This window comes from Streptomyces sp. Ag109_O5-10 (genome assembly GCF_900105755.1).
GTDB lineage: Bacteria > Actinomycetota > Actinomycetes > Streptomycetales > Streptomycetaceae > Streptomyces.
The window spans coordinates 1,087,432-1,103,083 of sequence record NZ_FNTQ01000001.1 but is presented as its reverse complement, the minus strand read 5'-3'; the positions used below and the strand labels follow the sequence as shown (position 1 = coordinate 1,103,083).

The window sequence follows — 15,652 nt, the reverse complement described above, 5'->3', positions numbered from 1 at the left end:
CCCCCGGTGCGCACTTCAGGACCCCCGTGCGACGAAACCCCGCCACGTCCTGCCATGCGGCGGCGCGGCGACGCCTCGGAAGGCGACGGACGGCCCCTCCGCGGTCCGTGCTCGACCGTCACCGATGAGATGTGCCGGCCGAGTGGCCGGCCACCGTGACGAAGGACTGAACATGGCGGGACAGCCGAGACGGAACGCCGACGGCGCACCGGTGGGACGACGTGCGCTGCTGGGCATGCTGGCCACGGGCGCGGTCGGCCTCGCCGCCGCCCCCTATCTGCAACGCGGCTGGCAGAGCGCCCTGGACGCCGCCTCCCGGGTCGACGCGACGGGGCTGACCGGTCTGCTCCCCAACCCCGGCGGCTTCCGCTACTACAGCGTCGTCGGTTCGGTGCCGCGCAAGACCGAGTCCGACTACGAGCTGAGGATCGACGGGCTGGTCGACCGACCGAAGACCTACACGCTGCCCGAGCTGCGTGCCCTGCCCCAGACGCGTGTCGTGCACGACGTGCTCTGCACGGACGGGTGGCGGGTGGACGACACGCCCTTCGAGGGCGTGCGGCTGGCGGACCTGCTCGACGCGGCCGGTGTGCGTTCCGAGGGCGCGGCCCTCCGGTTCACCTGCTTCGACGGCGCCTACACCGAGAGCCTCACTCTCGGGCAGGCGCGACGCTCGGACGTCTTGGTGGCACTCACCATGCAGGACAAGCCGATCACCCACGAGCACGGGGGACCGGTGCGCCTCTACGTGGCTCCCATGTACTTCTACAAGTCGGCCAAGTGGCTGTCCGGCATCACGGTGACCGACAAGGTCGTCCCCGGTTTCTGGGAGGAGCGCGGTTATGCGGTCGACGGCTGGCTCGACGGTGCGGACCGGAGCGATGGAGCGGCGTGACCCGTCCGGGCAGGTCCGCCGGTTCAGCCGGGCGGAACGGTTGGTCCACCGGGCGACCGGCTGGCTCATGCTGCTGTGCCTGGCGACCGCGGCCTGCCTGTACTTCGGCCCGCTGGCCGAGCTGGTCGGCCGCCGCCACCTCGTGGCCGCCGTCCACGAGTGGTCGGGCATCTGCCTGCCGGGCCCGTTCCTGCTGGGACTGCTCTCCGCGGACTTCCGCGCGGACCTGCGCAGGCTGAACCGCTTCGCGGTCTACGACCGGCAGTGGCTGAGGGCCGTCCGCAGGCGGCGGACACAGCCGCAGGCGCGACCTGCCGGGAAGTTCAACGCGGGGCAGAAGGTCTATGCGGGATGGATCGCCGGCGCGGTGCTGGTGATGATGTTCACCGGCCTGCTCATGTGGTTCCTCGGCTTCCTGCCGTTCATCTCGCGCACCAGCGCCATCTTCGTGCACGACTGCCTCGCCTGGACGATCGCCGCCGTCGTGCTCGGGCACCTGCGCATGGCGTACCGGGACCCCGAGGCCAGGCGTGGGATGCGAACGGGATACGTGAGCAGGTCCTGGGCCGCGCGGCACCACTCCCGGTGGCGGCCGGCATCGGGTCGAAGGACCCCGGGGGCTTGATCTCAGAAGTGGTCCACGTCGACGACCGCCTGGGAGAAGGCGGTGGGGGCCTCCTGCGGCAGGTTGTGGCCGATGCCGGTCAGCGTGCGATGGGCGTACGCACCCGTGAACCGGTCCCGGTACGCCGCCCCGTTGCCGGGCGCGGTGAACGGGTCGCGCTCGGGGTCCAGAGTGATGGTGGGCACCTCGATGACGGGCCGGGTGGCGAGTTGCCTCTCATAGCGGTCGTAGCGGCGTTCGCCGTCGGCGAGCCCAAGGCGCCAGCGGTAGTTGTGGATCACGATGGCCGGGTAGTCGGGGTTCTCGAACGCGGTCGCCGTCCGCTCGAAGGTGGCGTCGTCGAAGTGCCAGGTGGGGGAGACGGTGTCCCAGACGAGCCGGCACAGATCGTGCCGGTCCGTCTTGTCCTCCATGGCGAGACGGCCCCGCTCGGTGCTGAAGTAGTACTGGTACCACCAGGCGTATTCGGCCTTCGGGGGCAGCGGCTTCTTCTGTGCCTCGACGTTGGTGATGAGGTACCCGCTCACGGAGACCAACCCCTTGACGCGTTCGGGCCACAGGGCCGCGATGATGTCGGCGGTGCGGGAGCCCCAGTCGAAGCCGGCGAGCAGCGCCTTGTCGATCTTGAGGACGTCCATGAGGGCAATGATGTCCAGGGCGACCGCCGACTGCTGGGCGTTGCGGAACGTCCGGGAGGAGAGGAACCGCGTCGTGCCGTGGCCGCGGAGGTACGGGACGATGACCCGGTAGCCCTGCGCGGCGAGCAGTGGGGCGACGTCGACGTAGCTGTGGATGTCGTAGGGCCAGCCGTGCAGGCAGATGACGACCGGGCCGTGCCTGGGGCCGTCCTCGGCGTAGCCGACGTCCAGCGCACCGGCCCTGACCTGCTTCAGCCGGGCGAAAGAGGTGTGCGTACCGGGGGTCACCGTGGGCACAGTCGGCGTCGGGGCGTCCAGCCGCCGACGGCGACCGGGCGAGGCCTCCGCGTCTGTCCGGAACCCGGCCAGTGAGGCCGCGGCCGCTCCTGTGCCGATGCCCGCGGCCTTGCTGAAGGTACGTCTGTTGATCATGAGGGGCCTCCGTCATACGTACATACGTAGTGAGCGCGGGATGACTGTTCCACGGTATCCGTCACCGGTCAAGCAGGTGACGTATGGAGATCGGTGCACCGCTGGACGGAGTGGGCGCGAGGATGAGGTGACGTCAGCTGTCGACACACATGTCGGCGGAGGCGCGACCGGGCGCCCGACACGTGTCGACCACCGGCCGTCCCGGTCGTTCGGGAGGACGTCGGTCAACCGGGCGGCGCGTGCGGTCCGGCCCTGCTCGTCGGGTCACGGCGACATGTGCGACGGGCGACTGCCGGAGCCCGCGGCGAGGGACAGGTGCTGGTAAGGGCGCCGTGGTCGGGCGTGGGCCGCGGCGATCCGGCCCTGGACGCCCTGATCGCCGGTGAGAGTGTCTGCGAGGTCGGCCGGAACACCGGCGCGGCCTGTCACAGCCCAGCCGTGGGCACCGTCGTGCACGACGGTGCGCCGGTGCCCACGGCCGGGTCAGGCGTGCGCCGGAACCTGCTGATCCTGTACGCCCAGCAGGGCGCGGCAGTTCGGCCAGAGCGTGCCGAGCTGAGCGGGGTCGTTGTGCAGCTTGGCGAAGAGCACCTGGCCCTCGGTCAGGGCGACCATGGAGCGGGCGACGGCGTGCGCGTCGGCCACGGTCACCTCGCCCCGCTGCTGGGCCTCGACGACGACCGAAGCGACCAGTTCCACCTGGGTCTCGAAGATCTCCTGCAGGCGTCGGCGCACGGCCTCGGCGTGATTGCTCATCTCCAGGGAGAGATTCCCGAACATGCACCCGAGGACCGATCCGCAGCCGTCCTGCCCGGCCTGCTGCTGCGTCTCCATGGACTCGAAGAGCCGCCGCAGCCGCTGCAGGGGCTCGGCGTCGCCGTCCAGCGCGCACTCCCACTCGCGCTGCTCGTCGGCCCAGTGCTGGTCGATCACGGCGAGGGCCAGGGTTTCCTTGGAGTCGAAGAAGTAGTAGAAACTGCCCTTGGGTACGTCAGCAGTCTTGCAGATCTCGGCGACGCCCAGCGCTGAGTAGCCCCGCTGCTCCATCAGTGACCGAGCGGCGGTAAGGATCTTGTTCCTGGCATCACTCGTCCGTCCCATGCCAGAAGTATACGACCGATCGACTACTTCTCCCGGCCGGTCGGCAGCAACCGTTCGGCCCGCGTGCGCGCCGGTCACGAGGCCGCCCCGGCCGGTGGGAGACCGAGGTTCGCAGCAGCGAGGAAACAGGTCGTGGATTTCGCCGGACCGCCGTGCACACGCTGTCCCCATGGCAAGTAGGCGAAACACCGGCTCCACGGTTCCCGGCACCGGCCGCGAACCGGTCACCGTAGCCCTGCGCGACACGTCCTCCGCCGCGAGGGACGTGCCGCGGTCACCGTGGCCCCACGTCCTGCAGGCCGCGGCCGCGCTGGCGACGGGAATGGGCGTCGGCCGCTTCGTGTACACCCCCATCCTTCCGCTGATGCACGCCCAGGCGGGACTGTCGACCGGTGCCGGAGCGAACCTGGCGACCGCGAACTACGTGGGCTACCTGCTCGGGGCACTGGCGGGCACCCTCGCCCCCCGGCTGATGCGCTCTGCCGCGGTACTGCGCGGCAGTCTGCTGGCACTGGTGGCCACGCTGGCCGGGATGGCGCTCACACACAGCACCACCGTCTGGCTGCTCCTGCGGCTCGGCGCGGGCGTCTTCAGCGCGATGGTCTTCGTGATCGCCGCCGGCTCCCTGCTCAGCCATCTGCGGGAGCACCCGGCCCACCTGCCAGGCTGGGCCTTCGGCGGAGTCGGGGCGGGCATCGCGCTGTCCGGCGCGCTCGTCCTCGTGCTGCGCACGGTCGGCAACTGGCAGGCCGCGTGGTGGGCCTCGGCAGCACTGGCCGCGGTGCTCACCCTCGGTGCGTGGGGCCTGCGCCCCGAGCCCGCTCCCCGGCCGGCTCCCTCGGCACCGGCTGCCCGGGCCGGGGCGACGGGGCCGCGGACCCACCGCTGGTTCGGTGCCCTGTTCGCGTCCTACACGCTGGAGGGAATCGGCTACATCATCGCCGGCACCTTCCTGGTCGCAGCCATCAACCAGAGATCGCCCGGCTGGATCGGCAGCGGCGCGTGGGTGCTGGTGGGGCTGGCGGCCATCCCCTCCGCCGCCCTCTGGGCCGGTCTGGGACGCCGCTGGTCGCGGCCGGACCTGCTGCTCGCCGCGCTCGGAGTCCAGGCCGTGGGCATCGCCCTGCCCGCGCTGGTGGGGGGAGTCGCGCCCGCGCTGATCTCCGCGGTGCTGTTCGGCGCCACCTTCATCGGCGTGAGCACCCTGGCCCTGGGGGCGGGGGCACATCTGCGGTTCCCGCGTGCCGTCGCCCTGCTGACCGCCGGGTACTCGGTGGGTCAGATCCTCGGCCCACTGGTGGCGGCGCCGCTCCTGCACGACGGCTACCACCGCGCCCTGCTCCTGGCCGCCGGCATCGTCCTGGCCGCGGCGCTGGCCGCCCTGGCGCTGCGCGTCAGGTTCCCGCACGCCATGCCGACACCGAACGCTGTGCCGCGCACCGGACCCACATCCGGCCACGAGCAACTCCCGGTCACGGCGGAGGCGGCTTCCGAGGCCTGAAGCGACCTTCCCGGAGGGCACCTGTGCGTCGCGGGGTGCTGTCCGACCCGGCGTCCGAGTTCGCCTCGCCCGGTAGGCATACATACTTGAGTGTGCAATAAGAGAGGCATTGCGCCGCCTTGCGTATTCTTATGGTCGTGATGCCGGGAATGCCCGGCCAGGCGCGTCAGGCCGCTCGTCCCCAGGCGGCGGGAGCCGGACTGGCGCTCCCCGCGGGGGAGCAGGGGCCGGAATCGGTCATCTCCGCCGTCGGCAGGCTGCTGACCGAGCCTGCCTTTACCGCCGCCGCGCGTCGCCCGCGCGACGAGATAGCCGCCATGCCGTCTGCCACGGAGGTGGCGGCGCGGCCGGTCGCCTCGACCGGCGCGCAGACGACGAGGGAGGCACCCGCCCGCGGGCGGCCGTCCGGAGCCGCGCCTACCCTGTAGGGCGTTGCGACCGGATATCGGGCCGAGGCTCGCACTTCCGCACACGACGGGCACAGGACGGTGCGACCCCGGTCGGGTGGAGAGTACGGAGACGAGCAATGCCTCACTCTGCCGATCCCTACGACGCGCTGCCCCCGGTGCCGGCATTCACGCTGTGCAGCGACGACATCGCCGACGGGAAGACCCTGGACGTGGCGCAGCGCAGCGCCATCTTCGGCCGTCCTGGCGGGGACCGCTCCCCGCATCTGGAGTGGAGCGGGTATCCGTCCGGCACGAGGAGCTTCGCCGTCACATGTTTCGACTCGGACGCGCTGACGGTCAGTGGTTTCTGGCACTGGGCCGTGCACGACATCCCCGCGTCGGTGCACGGACTTGCCGCCGGTGCGGGAGACGTCGACGGAGCGAGCCTGCCCGCCGGGGCGCGGGCGCTGACCAACGACGCCGGCCGGCGCGGGTTCCTCGGCGCCGCACCTGCGCCGGGGGAAGAGCCTCACCGGTACATGTTCGTCGTTCACGCGCTCGACGTGCCCGCTCTCGACGACGTGACGACGACGGCGAGCCCCGCCTGGCTCGGCTTCCGACTCGTGGCCCACGGTCTGGCGCGGGCGAGGCTCACACCGGTGTACGGCATCCCCGGCGGGTCGGGCTGATGACGTCGGGGGGGTGTGAGCGCGGCCATCCGGCGACTTCAGCCGTCACCGGAAGCCGTGGGGCACGCGCGTCAGCTGAAGTCGGGACCGCCGGTGCGCGTGCGCTTGATCTCGTAGAAGCTGGGCGCGGAGGCCACGGCGAGCACGCCGTCCCAGAGCCGGGCCGCGTCCTCGCCCTTGGGGGCGGGGTTCACGACGGGTCCGAAGAAGGCGACCGGATCGCCGACCGGGTCGGTGCCCGGCACGGCGATGATCGGGCTGCCGACGTCCTGGCCGACGAGGGTGATTCCGTTGGCGTGCGAAGCGCGCAGCTCCTCGTCGTAACGGTCCGTGTCGCCGGCGCCCGCCAGTTCGGCTGGCAGCCCCGCGTCCCGCAGGGCCGCTTCGAGCGTGGCCCGGTTCTTCGGCTGCTGCTCCAGGTGGTACCGGGCGCCCAGGGCGGTGTACAGCGGTTCCAGCACCTCGGATCCGTGGTGGAGGCGGGCGGCGGTCAGCACACGTACCGGCGCCCAGGCATCGCCCATGAGCACGCGGATGCGCTCGGGCAGTTCGTCCAGCCGGTTCTCGTTCAGGATGGAGAGGCTCATGACGTGCCAGGACACCTGCAGAGGGCGCCGGGCGGCGACATCGAGGAGCCAACGGGACGTCAGCCAGGTCCACGGGCAGACGGGGTCGAACCAGAAGTCCACGGGGGTCGGGGATTCGGGGGAGGCGGGCGCGGTCATGGGAACTCCTCTTGCCGATGCCGGGGGTGTTGTTGTGGGCGCAGGGAGAGTCGGTCGTCGGCGCGGAAGCCGGTGGCGGCCAACAGCTCGGTCCGGGCGGCCGGTTGCCGCTGCCTCTGCTCCACCGGACGCACGGTGTCACTGCCGAGTACGAGACGGTCGGCGACCTGTCGGTCGAAATATTAGACCGGTCGACTATTACGTTATGTGACCACTTCACCAGTGTCAAAGGTGAGTGCACGCCCGATGGTGCGCGGCGCGTCACCTCCGGCGGTCGCCCCTTTCGCGTGTCGCGTCCGCTGGGCGGGGTCCGCGGTGGGAGGCGGGGCGGTACGCGGCAGGGCCCGGGTCGCCGCCGAGTTGCCCGGCCCTGGGGCCGGACGTGCAATGAGAGAACCGGCTCGCATGCCTGGTCGGGCATGAGCCCCGAGCTGAATCCCACGCATCCTCCGGCTCGTTCGAGCAGTTCCGAGGATTAGGAGGTCAGGTGCCATGGCGAGAGTCCTCTTCATAGTGAGTGGGGCGACGTACTGGGTGCTCAAGGACGGCACCAGGTATGCGACGGGGTACTGGGCGGAAGAGTTCGCGATGCCCTACAAGGCGATCACGGAAGCCGGCCATGATGTCGTGGTCGCGACGCCCGGCGGTGTGGTCCCGAACGTCGACATGATGAGCCTGCGGCCTTCGATGGCCGGTGGTGAGGAGGGGGCCCTGGAGCTTGAGGCCATCATCCGCTCCGCCGAGGTGATGCGGCGGCCGCTCAAGCTGTCGGACGTGCGCCTGGAGGACTACGACGCGGTGTACCTGCCCGGCGGTCACGGTCCGATGTCCGACCTGGCCTTCGACGCCGACGCCGGCCGGCTGCTGACGGCACAGTTGGCCTCGGGCAGGCCACTCGCCATCGTGTGCCACGCCCCGGCCGCGATGCTGGCCACCAGGATCCACGGCGAGTCCCCGTTCAAGGGCTACCGGGTCACGTGCTTCACGGACGAGGAGGAAGAGGGTGTCGGCCTGGCCTCACGGGCGCCGTGGCTGCTGGAGACCGACCTGAAGGCGAAGGTCGGCGTCGACTTCAGCCGGGGCCCGATCTGGGAGCCGTACATGGTGGAGGACCGCAACCTCATCACCGGGCAGAACCCTCACTCGGCGGCCGTCCTCGCCGACCGGCTCCTCGGGGTCCTCAAGTGACCGTGTAGCTCAACCGTGCAGCGGGAAGCGGGGGTGGGTCGGTGGGTACCCCGAGGTTAGTAGACGTCCGGTCGTCTATTATGGCTGACCGGTCGGCTGTCCTGCCTGTCAGGTGGTCGACGCATCACAAACGGCCAACGGACGACGGGATATGTCGAACATGCGTGTCGAAATATGGACTGACATCGCCTGCCCCTGGTGCTACGTCGCAACGGCGCGCTTCGATCGGGGTCTTGCCGCCTTCGCTCACCGTGACCAGGTGGAGGTGGTGCACCGGTCGTTCGAGCTGAACCCGCGGGCGGAGAACGGCTCGGTGCCGATCATCGACGCGGTCGCCGCGCAGTACGGGCGCACCCGTGAGCAGCAGGTCGCCAGAGAAGAGCAGGCTGCGGCCCTGGCCCGGGAAGTCGGTCTGGCATTCCGCGTCGGTGGGCGCGTCTTCGGGAACACCTTCGACCTGCACCGGCTCATTCACCTCGCCAAGTCCCGTGGCAGGCAGGCCGAGCTCATGGGCCTCGCCTTCCAGGCGAACTTCGCGGAAGAGCGTTCGGTCTACGACCGGGAGACCCAGGTCGCTCTCGCCGTCGAAGCGGGGCTGGACGCGGATGAGGCGCGCGCGGTGCTCGACGACCCTGACGCGTTCGCCGCCGAGGTGCGGGCCGACGAGCGACGGGCGGCCGACCTCGGCGTCACCGGCGTGCCCTTCTTCGTGCTGAACCGGCGGTACGGGGTGGGCGGTGTGCAGTCGCCGGACGCGTTCACGCAGGCGCTGGACCAGGCCTGGGCGGACCGGTGAATCGTCGGCGGACGTGCTCGGCGGACAGGTGCCGTCGTCAGTTCGCCGACCCACGACCCCGGCAGGTGCCGGACCGGCCGGCCCGTCGTCCCCGGCGGCGACGCCGCTCGTGCCCTGGCGGGCGTCCGCGTTCCGTCCACCACCGGCACTCGGCCTCGTCGGCGGTGTACCGCGCCGGCCTGACCGGGCAGTGCGCGCACCTCGGCAGGTCCGGTCAGCGCCGTCCCGGTTCGCGGCGCTGGTCAGGAGAGGGCATGTCGACACGGTCGACGGACTCGGGGGCGTGCTGGGTGCCGAGCATGTCGAGCAGGAGCATCGCGTCGTGGTCGGGTGTCGCGGGGTCGGCGTAGTAGGCGACGAGACGGTGCCCCGGGGTGCCTTCGAGCTGCATGGTCTGGTAGCCCAGGGTGAGGTCGCCGACCTGGGGGTGGCGGAAGTGCTTGGTGCCGGGGCGGTGCGGACGGACGTCGTAACGCTCCCACAGACGGGCGAAGTCCCCGCTCTTGAGGAGGAGTTCGCCGACGAACTGGGCGAGGTCGGGGCGTCGGGGTCGGTGCCGGCGTAGAGGTGCAGGCCGCCGGGGTTGGCGGCGAGTTTGTCGAGGGTGCGGCTGAGGGCGTAGGCGGGGCTCGGCCGCGGGTGCTCCAGCAGCAGGCGGACGCCCGGCCGCACGGTGCGGCCGGGGCGGCGGTCCGGGCGGCCAGATTGCGCAGATGCTCGTGCTCCTCCTCCTGCAACCGCAGTGCGCGGGCGAGGGAGTCGACGACCGAGGACTGGGCCGCGTTTCCCTGCCGCGTTCGAGGCGGGCGTAGTAGTCGATGCTGACCCAAGGGGGTGACGAGTTCCGTCAAGGTGTAACCGTCCACGACCCACCGCAGGCCGGTCATGCCGCCGCCGACCCCACGCCCGATGGCAGAGTCACGTTGACGATCAGCGCGTCCAGCGTCATTACGAACGTGCCCAGCAGAGCGGCAGCCATGGCCGCTCGCGACCCTCCAGGCGTGGTGGTGGCATCGTCCGGCGCCACAGCGGAGCGGACGGGAGTGAAACCGGGCACGGCGGATCTCCTGGGAACGGAACTCCAGGGAGTCGCGTTCCGGGGAACGACAGGGCCCCTCACTCACGCGGGCCGCCCCAGCCCGTCGCCCGCCGGTCCAGGGGGTTGGTCCGGCTGTCAGGCATCGGTCTCTCGATCCGAATAAATTGCAGGATCAAGTATATTTGTCGGTGTGACCAGCGTCCGAACCTGTCAGGAACCCGGGACGACAGGGGGACGTGGCCTGCTCGCAGCGCACGCAACCAAGGAGGACCCGAGTGCCCGGCAACCCGCGCAGCCCCTACGGCTTCTGGTACCGGCTGGCAGCCGCCATCGTGAAACCGGTGCTGGCCTTGTTCGTCAAACACCATTGGCGCGGGCACGAACACATACCGGCGGAGGGCGGCTTCATCACTGTGGTCAACCACATCTCGTACTTCGATCCGCTCACCTACGGGCACTTCCAGTACGACAGCGGCCGGCCGCCACGGTTGCTCGCGAAAGCCTCGCTGTTCACCATTCCCTTCGTCGGCATGATGCTGCGCAGGACGGGCCAGATCCCGGTCCACCGCGGAACCGCCGACGCCGCGCTCGCGCTCCGCGCCGCGGTGGACGCCGTCAACAACGGGGACTGCGTCGCCGTCTACCCCGAGGGCACCGTCACCCGGGACCCCCGGATGTGGCCGATGACCGGCAGGTCCGGTGCGGCACGGATCGCTCTGGCGACCGGTGCGCCCGTCATCCCGGTCGCCCAGTGGGGTGCCCACCGGATCGCCCCGCCCTATGCGCGGGGCGGCCGTGGCGACCGGCGACTGCGGCCGGTCCTCCGTCAGCCCGTCCATGTGGTGGCCGGACCGCCCGTCGACCTGAGCCGGTATGCGGGCAAGGCTCTCACTTCTGATGTGCTCAAAGACGCCACCGAAGACATCATGGCCGCCATCACCGCACTCCTCGCCGACATCCGCGACGAACAACCCCCCGCGGAACGCCACACCGTGCGCCGCCCCGCACGCGAACGGACCCGGTGAGCTCCGTACCGGCCGTCAGCGGCGGGTGGTGGGCTCCCGTGCTGTGACGGCGGGTCCCGCGTGCGGTGTGGTCATGATGAGCGTGCCCCTGTTCTCTCCGGGTGCAAGGGTCGTCTCGGTGCACCCCGTCAGCGGTGCGGACCCTCGCCCGCACCACTGACGGGGGAGCGGCCGCCGCCGTCCTGCTCAACCGTGGCCGGGACTCGGCGAAACGGGGGAGCGGTCCCGTCGCCGTGGATGTGGTCGGTACCCCTTCGCCGCGTCCCGATGCGCCGACCCGGAGGCGCGGGCCGCCCAGTCACTCATCCCATGTGTCACGTGTTTGACCGGTGACTCATCGACTGTCATCATCTCACCGGTTAGACCGGTGACGCCGTGACGGTAGGCGTCCGTCCGCGGAAGAGAGAAGGCACAGATGGATCTGAAACTCGAAGTAGTCGTGCTTCCCGTCTCCGATGTCGACCGGGCCAAGGCCTTCTACGAGAAGGCCGGATTCCGGCTGGACGTGGACCATGTCGCCGACGACGGCTACCGGGTGGTGCATCTGACGCCCCCCGGCTCGCAGTGCTCGATTCTCTTCGGTACCGGGGTCACCACGGCGGCACCGGGTTCAGTGCAGGGCCTGCACCTCATCGTCTCCGACATCGAGGCGGCCCGCGCCGAACTCGTCGGCCGTGGCGTCGAGGTGGGCGAGATCTTCCACGACGCCGGCGGGGTCTTCCACCGCGGCACGCAGGAGGGACGGCTCAACGGCCCGGATCCGAAGCGCACCAGCTACGGCTCGTTCGCGGCTTTCCACGACCCGGACGGCAACGGGTGGGCCCTGCAGGAGGTCACGACCCGCCTTCCCGGCCGGTGACCAGGTCCCAGCGCAGTGGCAGTCCTCCGCACAGCTCGACGATCTCCTCGGCGGCGGCGCATTCGGCCCCAACCCGCGCCGTGCCCAGTCGGCGTCCGAGGATCCGGAGCCCCTCCCGCCTGGTCATCGGGTTCAGTGTGACGACGCAGGAGCCGGGCCAGTTCATCGAGGGTGTCAAGAGTCAGGCGCCACGTCTTCCGGTGCCGACCTCCTGAGGCATCCAGGTCTTCTTCCGCCACTACGCGAAGTTCCTGGTCCGGACCAGATGCGAGGCGCTGGCGTACCGGCGGGAAAATCTGGAGCAAAGTATCTTTTCGCTTTGCTGATTGAACAGTTGTGGAGAAGGGCGCCTGATGGGGAGTTTCCCAGTTCAGGCGCCCTTTTTCGTGCCTCTAGAAGAAGCCCAGCTTCTTCGGCGAGTACGACACCAGAAGATTCTTGGTCTGCTGGTGGTATAGCGCTTGCGAGCCCCTGAACTGCAGTGATGGTGTAGGAGGTGGCCGTTGCGGCTCGGTTGGTCCGCCTATGGTCCGGATCTTTCCTGTCTCGTGGCTTCGTGTGCGGTACTACATGGCACAGGTTGTAAAGACCGTCTTCGGGCGTCCACGTCAGTCCAGGGCGGGTGCGTAGTCGCAGGTCAGGCATCGCAGTCCGGGGGAGTCGGCGTAGTTGGTGACAGACGTGTGACAACGCCTGTGAGAGAGGCGTTCGACGGCAAGCCCCTGCAGACGCGGTCGGAGGGTGCTTCCGAGCGGGTGTGCTGCAGTTCCGGCGGTGGCACCGCACCCCCTGGGTTCTCCTCCAGCGAGCACTTGACGCGAGGGCGTAGTGATGACATACGCCTGCGGTAGATGCGGCCCGGGGCCCTTGCGACCAACAGGTCGTAGCCTTCGCGTCTGCAAATTCGAATGCCCTTGGAGGGTCTGAGGCGATGCCTGCCCCCACCAAGGGGCGCACGGGCTTCTCGTCTGCGGGCTGTTCATGGTCGCGTAAGCCTGCCAACATCTCTTTGTTCCGGTGCGGAGATTGGGGGTCTCGCGTGGTGTCGGTGCAGAGCAATGATCAGCGGCTGCTGGAGCGCATCTTGGAGGACCAGCATCGTAAGCTCGCGCCGGACAAGAGCCGGGACGACTTCTTCACGTTCTTCGCCGCGGACAAGGCGCTGCAGGACTGGGACCTGGACAACGACGAGATCACGGACGGCATCGTCGACGGTGCGCACGACTGCGGAATTGACGGTATCTGGACGTTCGTGGACGAGCGCTACATCACCGCCGACGCGCATCAGTTCCTTCTGCCACGTGCTGGCAAGATCGAGCTGGTCATCCTGCAGGCGAAGAACTCGTCGGGTTACCAGGAGTCTGTGATCGAGAAGCTTCACTTCCATCTGCCGGCTCTGCTGGATATGGGCCGGGAGGAGGAGGATCTGGTTCCGCACACCAATGCCAAACTGCTTGAGCGTACGCGCCGCTTCCTGTACATCCTCGAGGAACTGGCGTCTTCGTTCCCGCAGGTTCACATCAAGGTGATCTATGCGAACAAGTCGGCAGAGACGCCGCACCCCAACGTAAAGGCCAAGGGTGACCGGCTCAGGCGGGAACTTGCGAAGATCACGTCCGATACGCGTGCTGACTTGGAGTACCTCAACGCTGCTGACTTGCGCGAGCGGACTGCCCGTGGAGCAAAAGCCGTCGCACAACTGGTGTTCACCGAAACGCCGATGAGCACGTCGCTCGGCGAGGGATACGTATGTCTGGCGCGGCTGGATGAGTACTACCGCTTCATCACGTCCGACAACCAGGCGTTGCGCCTGGAGTTGTTCGAGTCAAACGTGCGCGACTACGCGGGATCCACCGCCGTCAACAACGCCATCGGTGAGACCCTGAGGTCCGGTACCGGCGAGGACTTCTGGTGGTTTAACAACGGCGTCACCGTCGTCGCGGACGCCGCCCAGATCGCCGGCAAGAAGATCGTGGTCAGGGAGCCTCAGATCGTCAACGGGCTACAGACCAGCCACGAGATCTACAGCTAATTCCAGAACGGCGGCCAGCACCGCGATCGGTCCCTCCTGGTGAAGATCGTGGTCGCTCCTGAGAACGGCACGGCTCGCGACCGCATCATCCGGGCGACCAACAGCCAGACCCAACTGCCCGCCGGCGCATTGCGCGCCACAGAGTCCATCCAGAAGGACATCGAGGAGAGCCTCGGCCACGCGGGCGGCTACTACTACGAGCGCCGGGCCAGCTACTACCGCAACCTCGGGTTCCCACTGGACCGGGTCGTCAGCATGGCCCGGCTCGCCCGCGAGTTCACCGCCTTCATACTGCGCGAACCGCACACCGCGCTGCGGCACTCCGACGCGCTGCTGCTCGACGACCAGCACTAGTAGGGCTTGGTCAGGTTCATTTGTGGATGGCGTGTCCGTTGGTCGGTGGGTGTCGTTGAGGTGGTGTGACACCTGAGGAGATGGTCGGGGTCCGGGAGGCCCTGGAGGCGTTCACGGCGGAGTTGTTCGACGGCTTCTTCCGTGCTGACCAGCGGCGATGGGGACAGGTTTATGTGCGGGGACTGTTGCTGAACGGTCGGCGCAAGTCGGTGGAGCCGATGGCGGCCCGCCTCGGCGAGGACGGCAACCGGCAGGCACTGGCCCACTTCGTGACGACCAGCCCGTGGAATCCGGCGCACGTGCAGGCCCGCCTGGCCTGGAAGATGCAGGACGCGATCCGGCCGGAAGCGCTGATCGTCGACGACACCGGGTTCCTCAAGGACGGGGACGCCTCGGCGTGCGTGTCCCGGCAGTACACCGGAACCGCGGGCAAGGTCACCAACTGCCAGGTGGGAGTGTCGCTGCACCTGGCCACCGACCGTGCCTCGGCCGCGATCGACTGGCGGCTGTTCATGCCGGCCGGCTGGGACCCGGCCTCGCCCGAGGCAGATGCGGCCAAGGTCGCCCGCCGCACCCGCTGCGGCATCCCCGCCCAGACGGGACACGTGGAGAAGTGGCAGCTGGCCCTGGACATGATCGACGAAGCACGGTCGTGGGGCATCGACGTTCCCCTCGTCGTCGCGGACGCCGGATACGGCGACGCCGCCGCCTTCCGCAGCGGCCTGGAAGAACGCAATCTGCCCTATGCGGTGGGCATCTCCGGCCGCCACACCGCTCACCCTGCCGATGCCCGGCCCGTCCAGCCCGCCTACGCGGGCACCGGCCGGCCGTCGAAGATGCAGTACCCCGACCCGCCGCAGAGCGTGAAGGACCTGGTCATCGCGGCCGGCCGGACGGCCGCTCGGCCGGTGTCCTGGCGAGAGGGATCCCGGCCGGGCAACAGCCGAAGCGGCTTCAGGCGCATGTACTCGCGGTTCGTCGCCCTGCGCATCCGTCCCGCCGGACGCGGCATCCGCAAGCCGGCCGACGAACCGGAACTGCCCGAGCGCTGGCTGCTTGCCGAATGGCCAGCCGACGAGAGCGAACCGGTGCAGTTCTGGCTGTCCAGCCTGCCCTCCGGCATGCCTTTGGCCACCCTGGTGCGGCTGGCCAAGCTCCGCTGGCGCATCGAGCACGACTACCGCGAGATGAAACAAGCCCTGGGACTGGCCCACTTCGAGGGCCGCACCTGGAACGGCTGGCACCACCACGTCACCCTCGTCTCCGCCGCCCACGCCTTCTGCACACTCCAACGGCTGGCACGAGACCCAAAAGACACGGCGCAGGACTGAGCCTCTACCAGACCGTCCGCGAGCTGCAAACAC

General features: G+C 69.4%; 14 protein-coding genes and 2 pseudogenes. 11 read left to right on the top strand and 5 right to left on the bottom strand.

Annotated elements, in window-relative coordinates; all coding sequences use genetic code 11:
• The first annotated feature begins 172 nt into the window (after positions 1–172).
• Together BLW82_RS05160 and BLW82_RS05155 are read left to right on the top strand one after the other, a co-directional pair.
• Positions 173–895, top strand: coding sequence for a molybdopterin-dependent oxidoreductase (locus tag BLW82_RS05160; protein ID WP_177232842.1), 723 nt, complete (start codon positions 173–175; stop codon positions 893–895).
• Positions 843–1,520, top strand: coding sequence for a cytochrome b/b6 domain-containing protein (locus BLW82_RS05155; protein ID WP_093497673.1), 678 nt, complete (start codon positions 843–845; stop codon positions 1,518–1,520). The genes BLW82_RS05160 and BLW82_RS05155 overlap by 53 nt, the downstream gene beginning before the upstream one ends.
• Before the next feature lie 2 nt (positions 1,521–1,522).
• Here BLW82_RS05155 and BLW82_RS05150 read toward each other — a convergent pair whose 3' ends face one another.
• Entirely contained in the window at positions 1,523–2,590 is a 1,068-nt protein-coding gene (locus BLW82_RS05150; protein WP_093497672.1) for an alpha/beta fold hydrolase, read from the bottom strand.
• Positions 2,591–3,073: 483 nt separating this feature from the next.
• Complete coding sequence (locus BLW82_RS05145; RefSeq protein ID WP_093497671.1) at positions 3,074–3,691, bottom strand: TetR/AcrR family transcriptional regulator; 618 nt, start codon at positions 3,689–3,691, stop codon at positions 3,074–3,076.
• Positions 3,692–4,013: 322 nt separating this feature from the next.
• On the opposite strand from BLW82_RS05145, the gene BLW82_RS05140 reads away from it, so the two are divergent.
• The 3 genes from BLW82_RS05140 to BLW82_RS05130 all read left to right on the top strand — a co-directional run bounded on the left by BLW82_RS05140 (position 4,014) and on the right by BLW82_RS05130 (position 6,270).
• Positions 4,014–5,192 (top strand): YbfB/YjiJ family MFS transporter, encoded by a 1,179-nt coding sequence (locus BLW82_RS05140; protein ID WP_093507867.1) that lies wholly within the window; start codon positions 4,014–4,016, stop codon positions 5,190–5,192.
• Positions 5,193–5,323: 131 nt separating this feature from the next.
• Positions 5,324–5,620, top strand: coding sequence for a nucleotide disphospho-sugar-binding domain-containing protein (locus tag BLW82_RS46205; RefSeq protein ID WP_093497670.1), 297 nt, complete (start codon positions 5,324–5,326; stop codon positions 5,618–5,620).
• 98 nt (positions 5,621–5,718) lie between these two features.
• A complete protein-coding gene (locus BLW82_RS05130) occupies positions 5,719–6,270 on the top strand; it encodes a YbhB/YbcL family Raf kinase inhibitor-like protein (protein WP_093497669.1) in 552 nt (183 codons plus the stop codon).
• Positions 6,271–6,341: 71 nt separating this feature from the next.
• Here BLW82_RS05130 and BLW82_RS05125 read toward each other — a convergent pair whose 3' ends face one another.
• Positions 6,342–6,995 (bottom strand): mycothiol-dependent nitroreductase Rv2466c family protein, encoded by a 654-nt coding sequence (locus tag BLW82_RS05125; protein ID WP_093497668.1) that lies wholly within the window; start codon positions 6,993–6,995, stop codon positions 6,342–6,344.
• Between the two features lie 492 nt (positions 6,996–7,487).
• Here BLW82_RS05125 and BLW82_RS05120 point away from each other — a divergent pair, with 492 nt between their 5' ends.
• Together BLW82_RS05120 and BLW82_RS05115 are read left to right on the top strand one after the other, a co-directional pair.
• Positions 7,488–8,183 (top strand): type 1 glutamine amidotransferase domain-containing protein, encoded by a 696-nt coding sequence (locus BLW82_RS05120; RefSeq protein ID WP_093497667.1) that lies wholly within the window; start codon positions 7,488–7,490, stop codon positions 8,181–8,183.
• A gap of 160 nt (positions 8,184–8,343) precedes the next feature.
• A complete protein-coding gene (locus tag BLW82_RS05115; RefSeq protein ID WP_093507866.1) occupies positions 8,344–8,979 on the top strand; it encodes a DsbA family oxidoreductase in 636 nt (211 codons plus the stop codon).
• Positions 8,980–9,193: 214 nt separating this feature from the next.
• On the opposite strand, the pseudogene BLW82_RS44245 reads toward BLW82_RS05115, so the two are convergent.
• A pseudogene (locus BLW82_RS44245) lies at positions 9,194–9,805 on the bottom strand (helix-turn-helix transcriptional regulator); the annotation flags it as partial.
• Between the two features lie 488 nt (positions 9,806–10,293).
• Between BLW82_RS44245 and BLW82_RS05105 the strand changes: the two are divergent.
• Positions 10,294–11,043 carry a lysophospholipid acyltransferase family protein gene (locus BLW82_RS05105; protein ID WP_093497666.1) on the top strand — a complete coding sequence of 250 codons (750 nt, stop codon included), beginning with the start codon at positions 10,294–10,296 and terminating at the stop codon, positions 11,041–11,043.
• 415 nt (positions 11,044–11,458) lie between these two features.
• Positions 11,459–11,902 carry a VOC family protein gene (locus BLW82_RS05100; protein WP_093497665.1) on the top strand — a complete coding sequence of 148 codons (444 nt, stop codon included), beginning with the start codon at positions 11,459–11,461 and terminating at the stop codon, positions 11,900–11,902.
• Here BLW82_RS05100 and BLW82_RS44240 read toward each other — a convergent pair.
• Positions 11,877–12,029, bottom strand: coding sequence for a hypothetical protein (locus BLW82_RS44240; protein WP_177232841.1), 153 nt, complete (start codon positions 12,027–12,029; stop codon positions 11,877–11,879). The genes BLW82_RS05100 and BLW82_RS44240 overlap by 26 nt on opposite strands.
• A gap of 804 nt (positions 12,030–12,833) precedes the next feature.
• Between BLW82_RS44240 and BLW82_RS46200 the strand changes: the two are divergent.
• Positions 12,834–14,288, top strand: a pseudogene (locus BLW82_RS46200) (AIPR family protein).
• A 65-nt stretch (positions 14,289–14,353) separates the two neighbouring features.
• Positions 14,354–15,619, top strand: a complete 1,266-nt coding sequence (locus BLW82_RS05085) for an IS701 family transposase (RefSeq protein ID WP_371131302.1) — start codon at positions 14,354–14,356, stop codon at positions 15,617–15,619.
• Positions 15,620–15,652 lie beyond the last annotated feature (33 nt).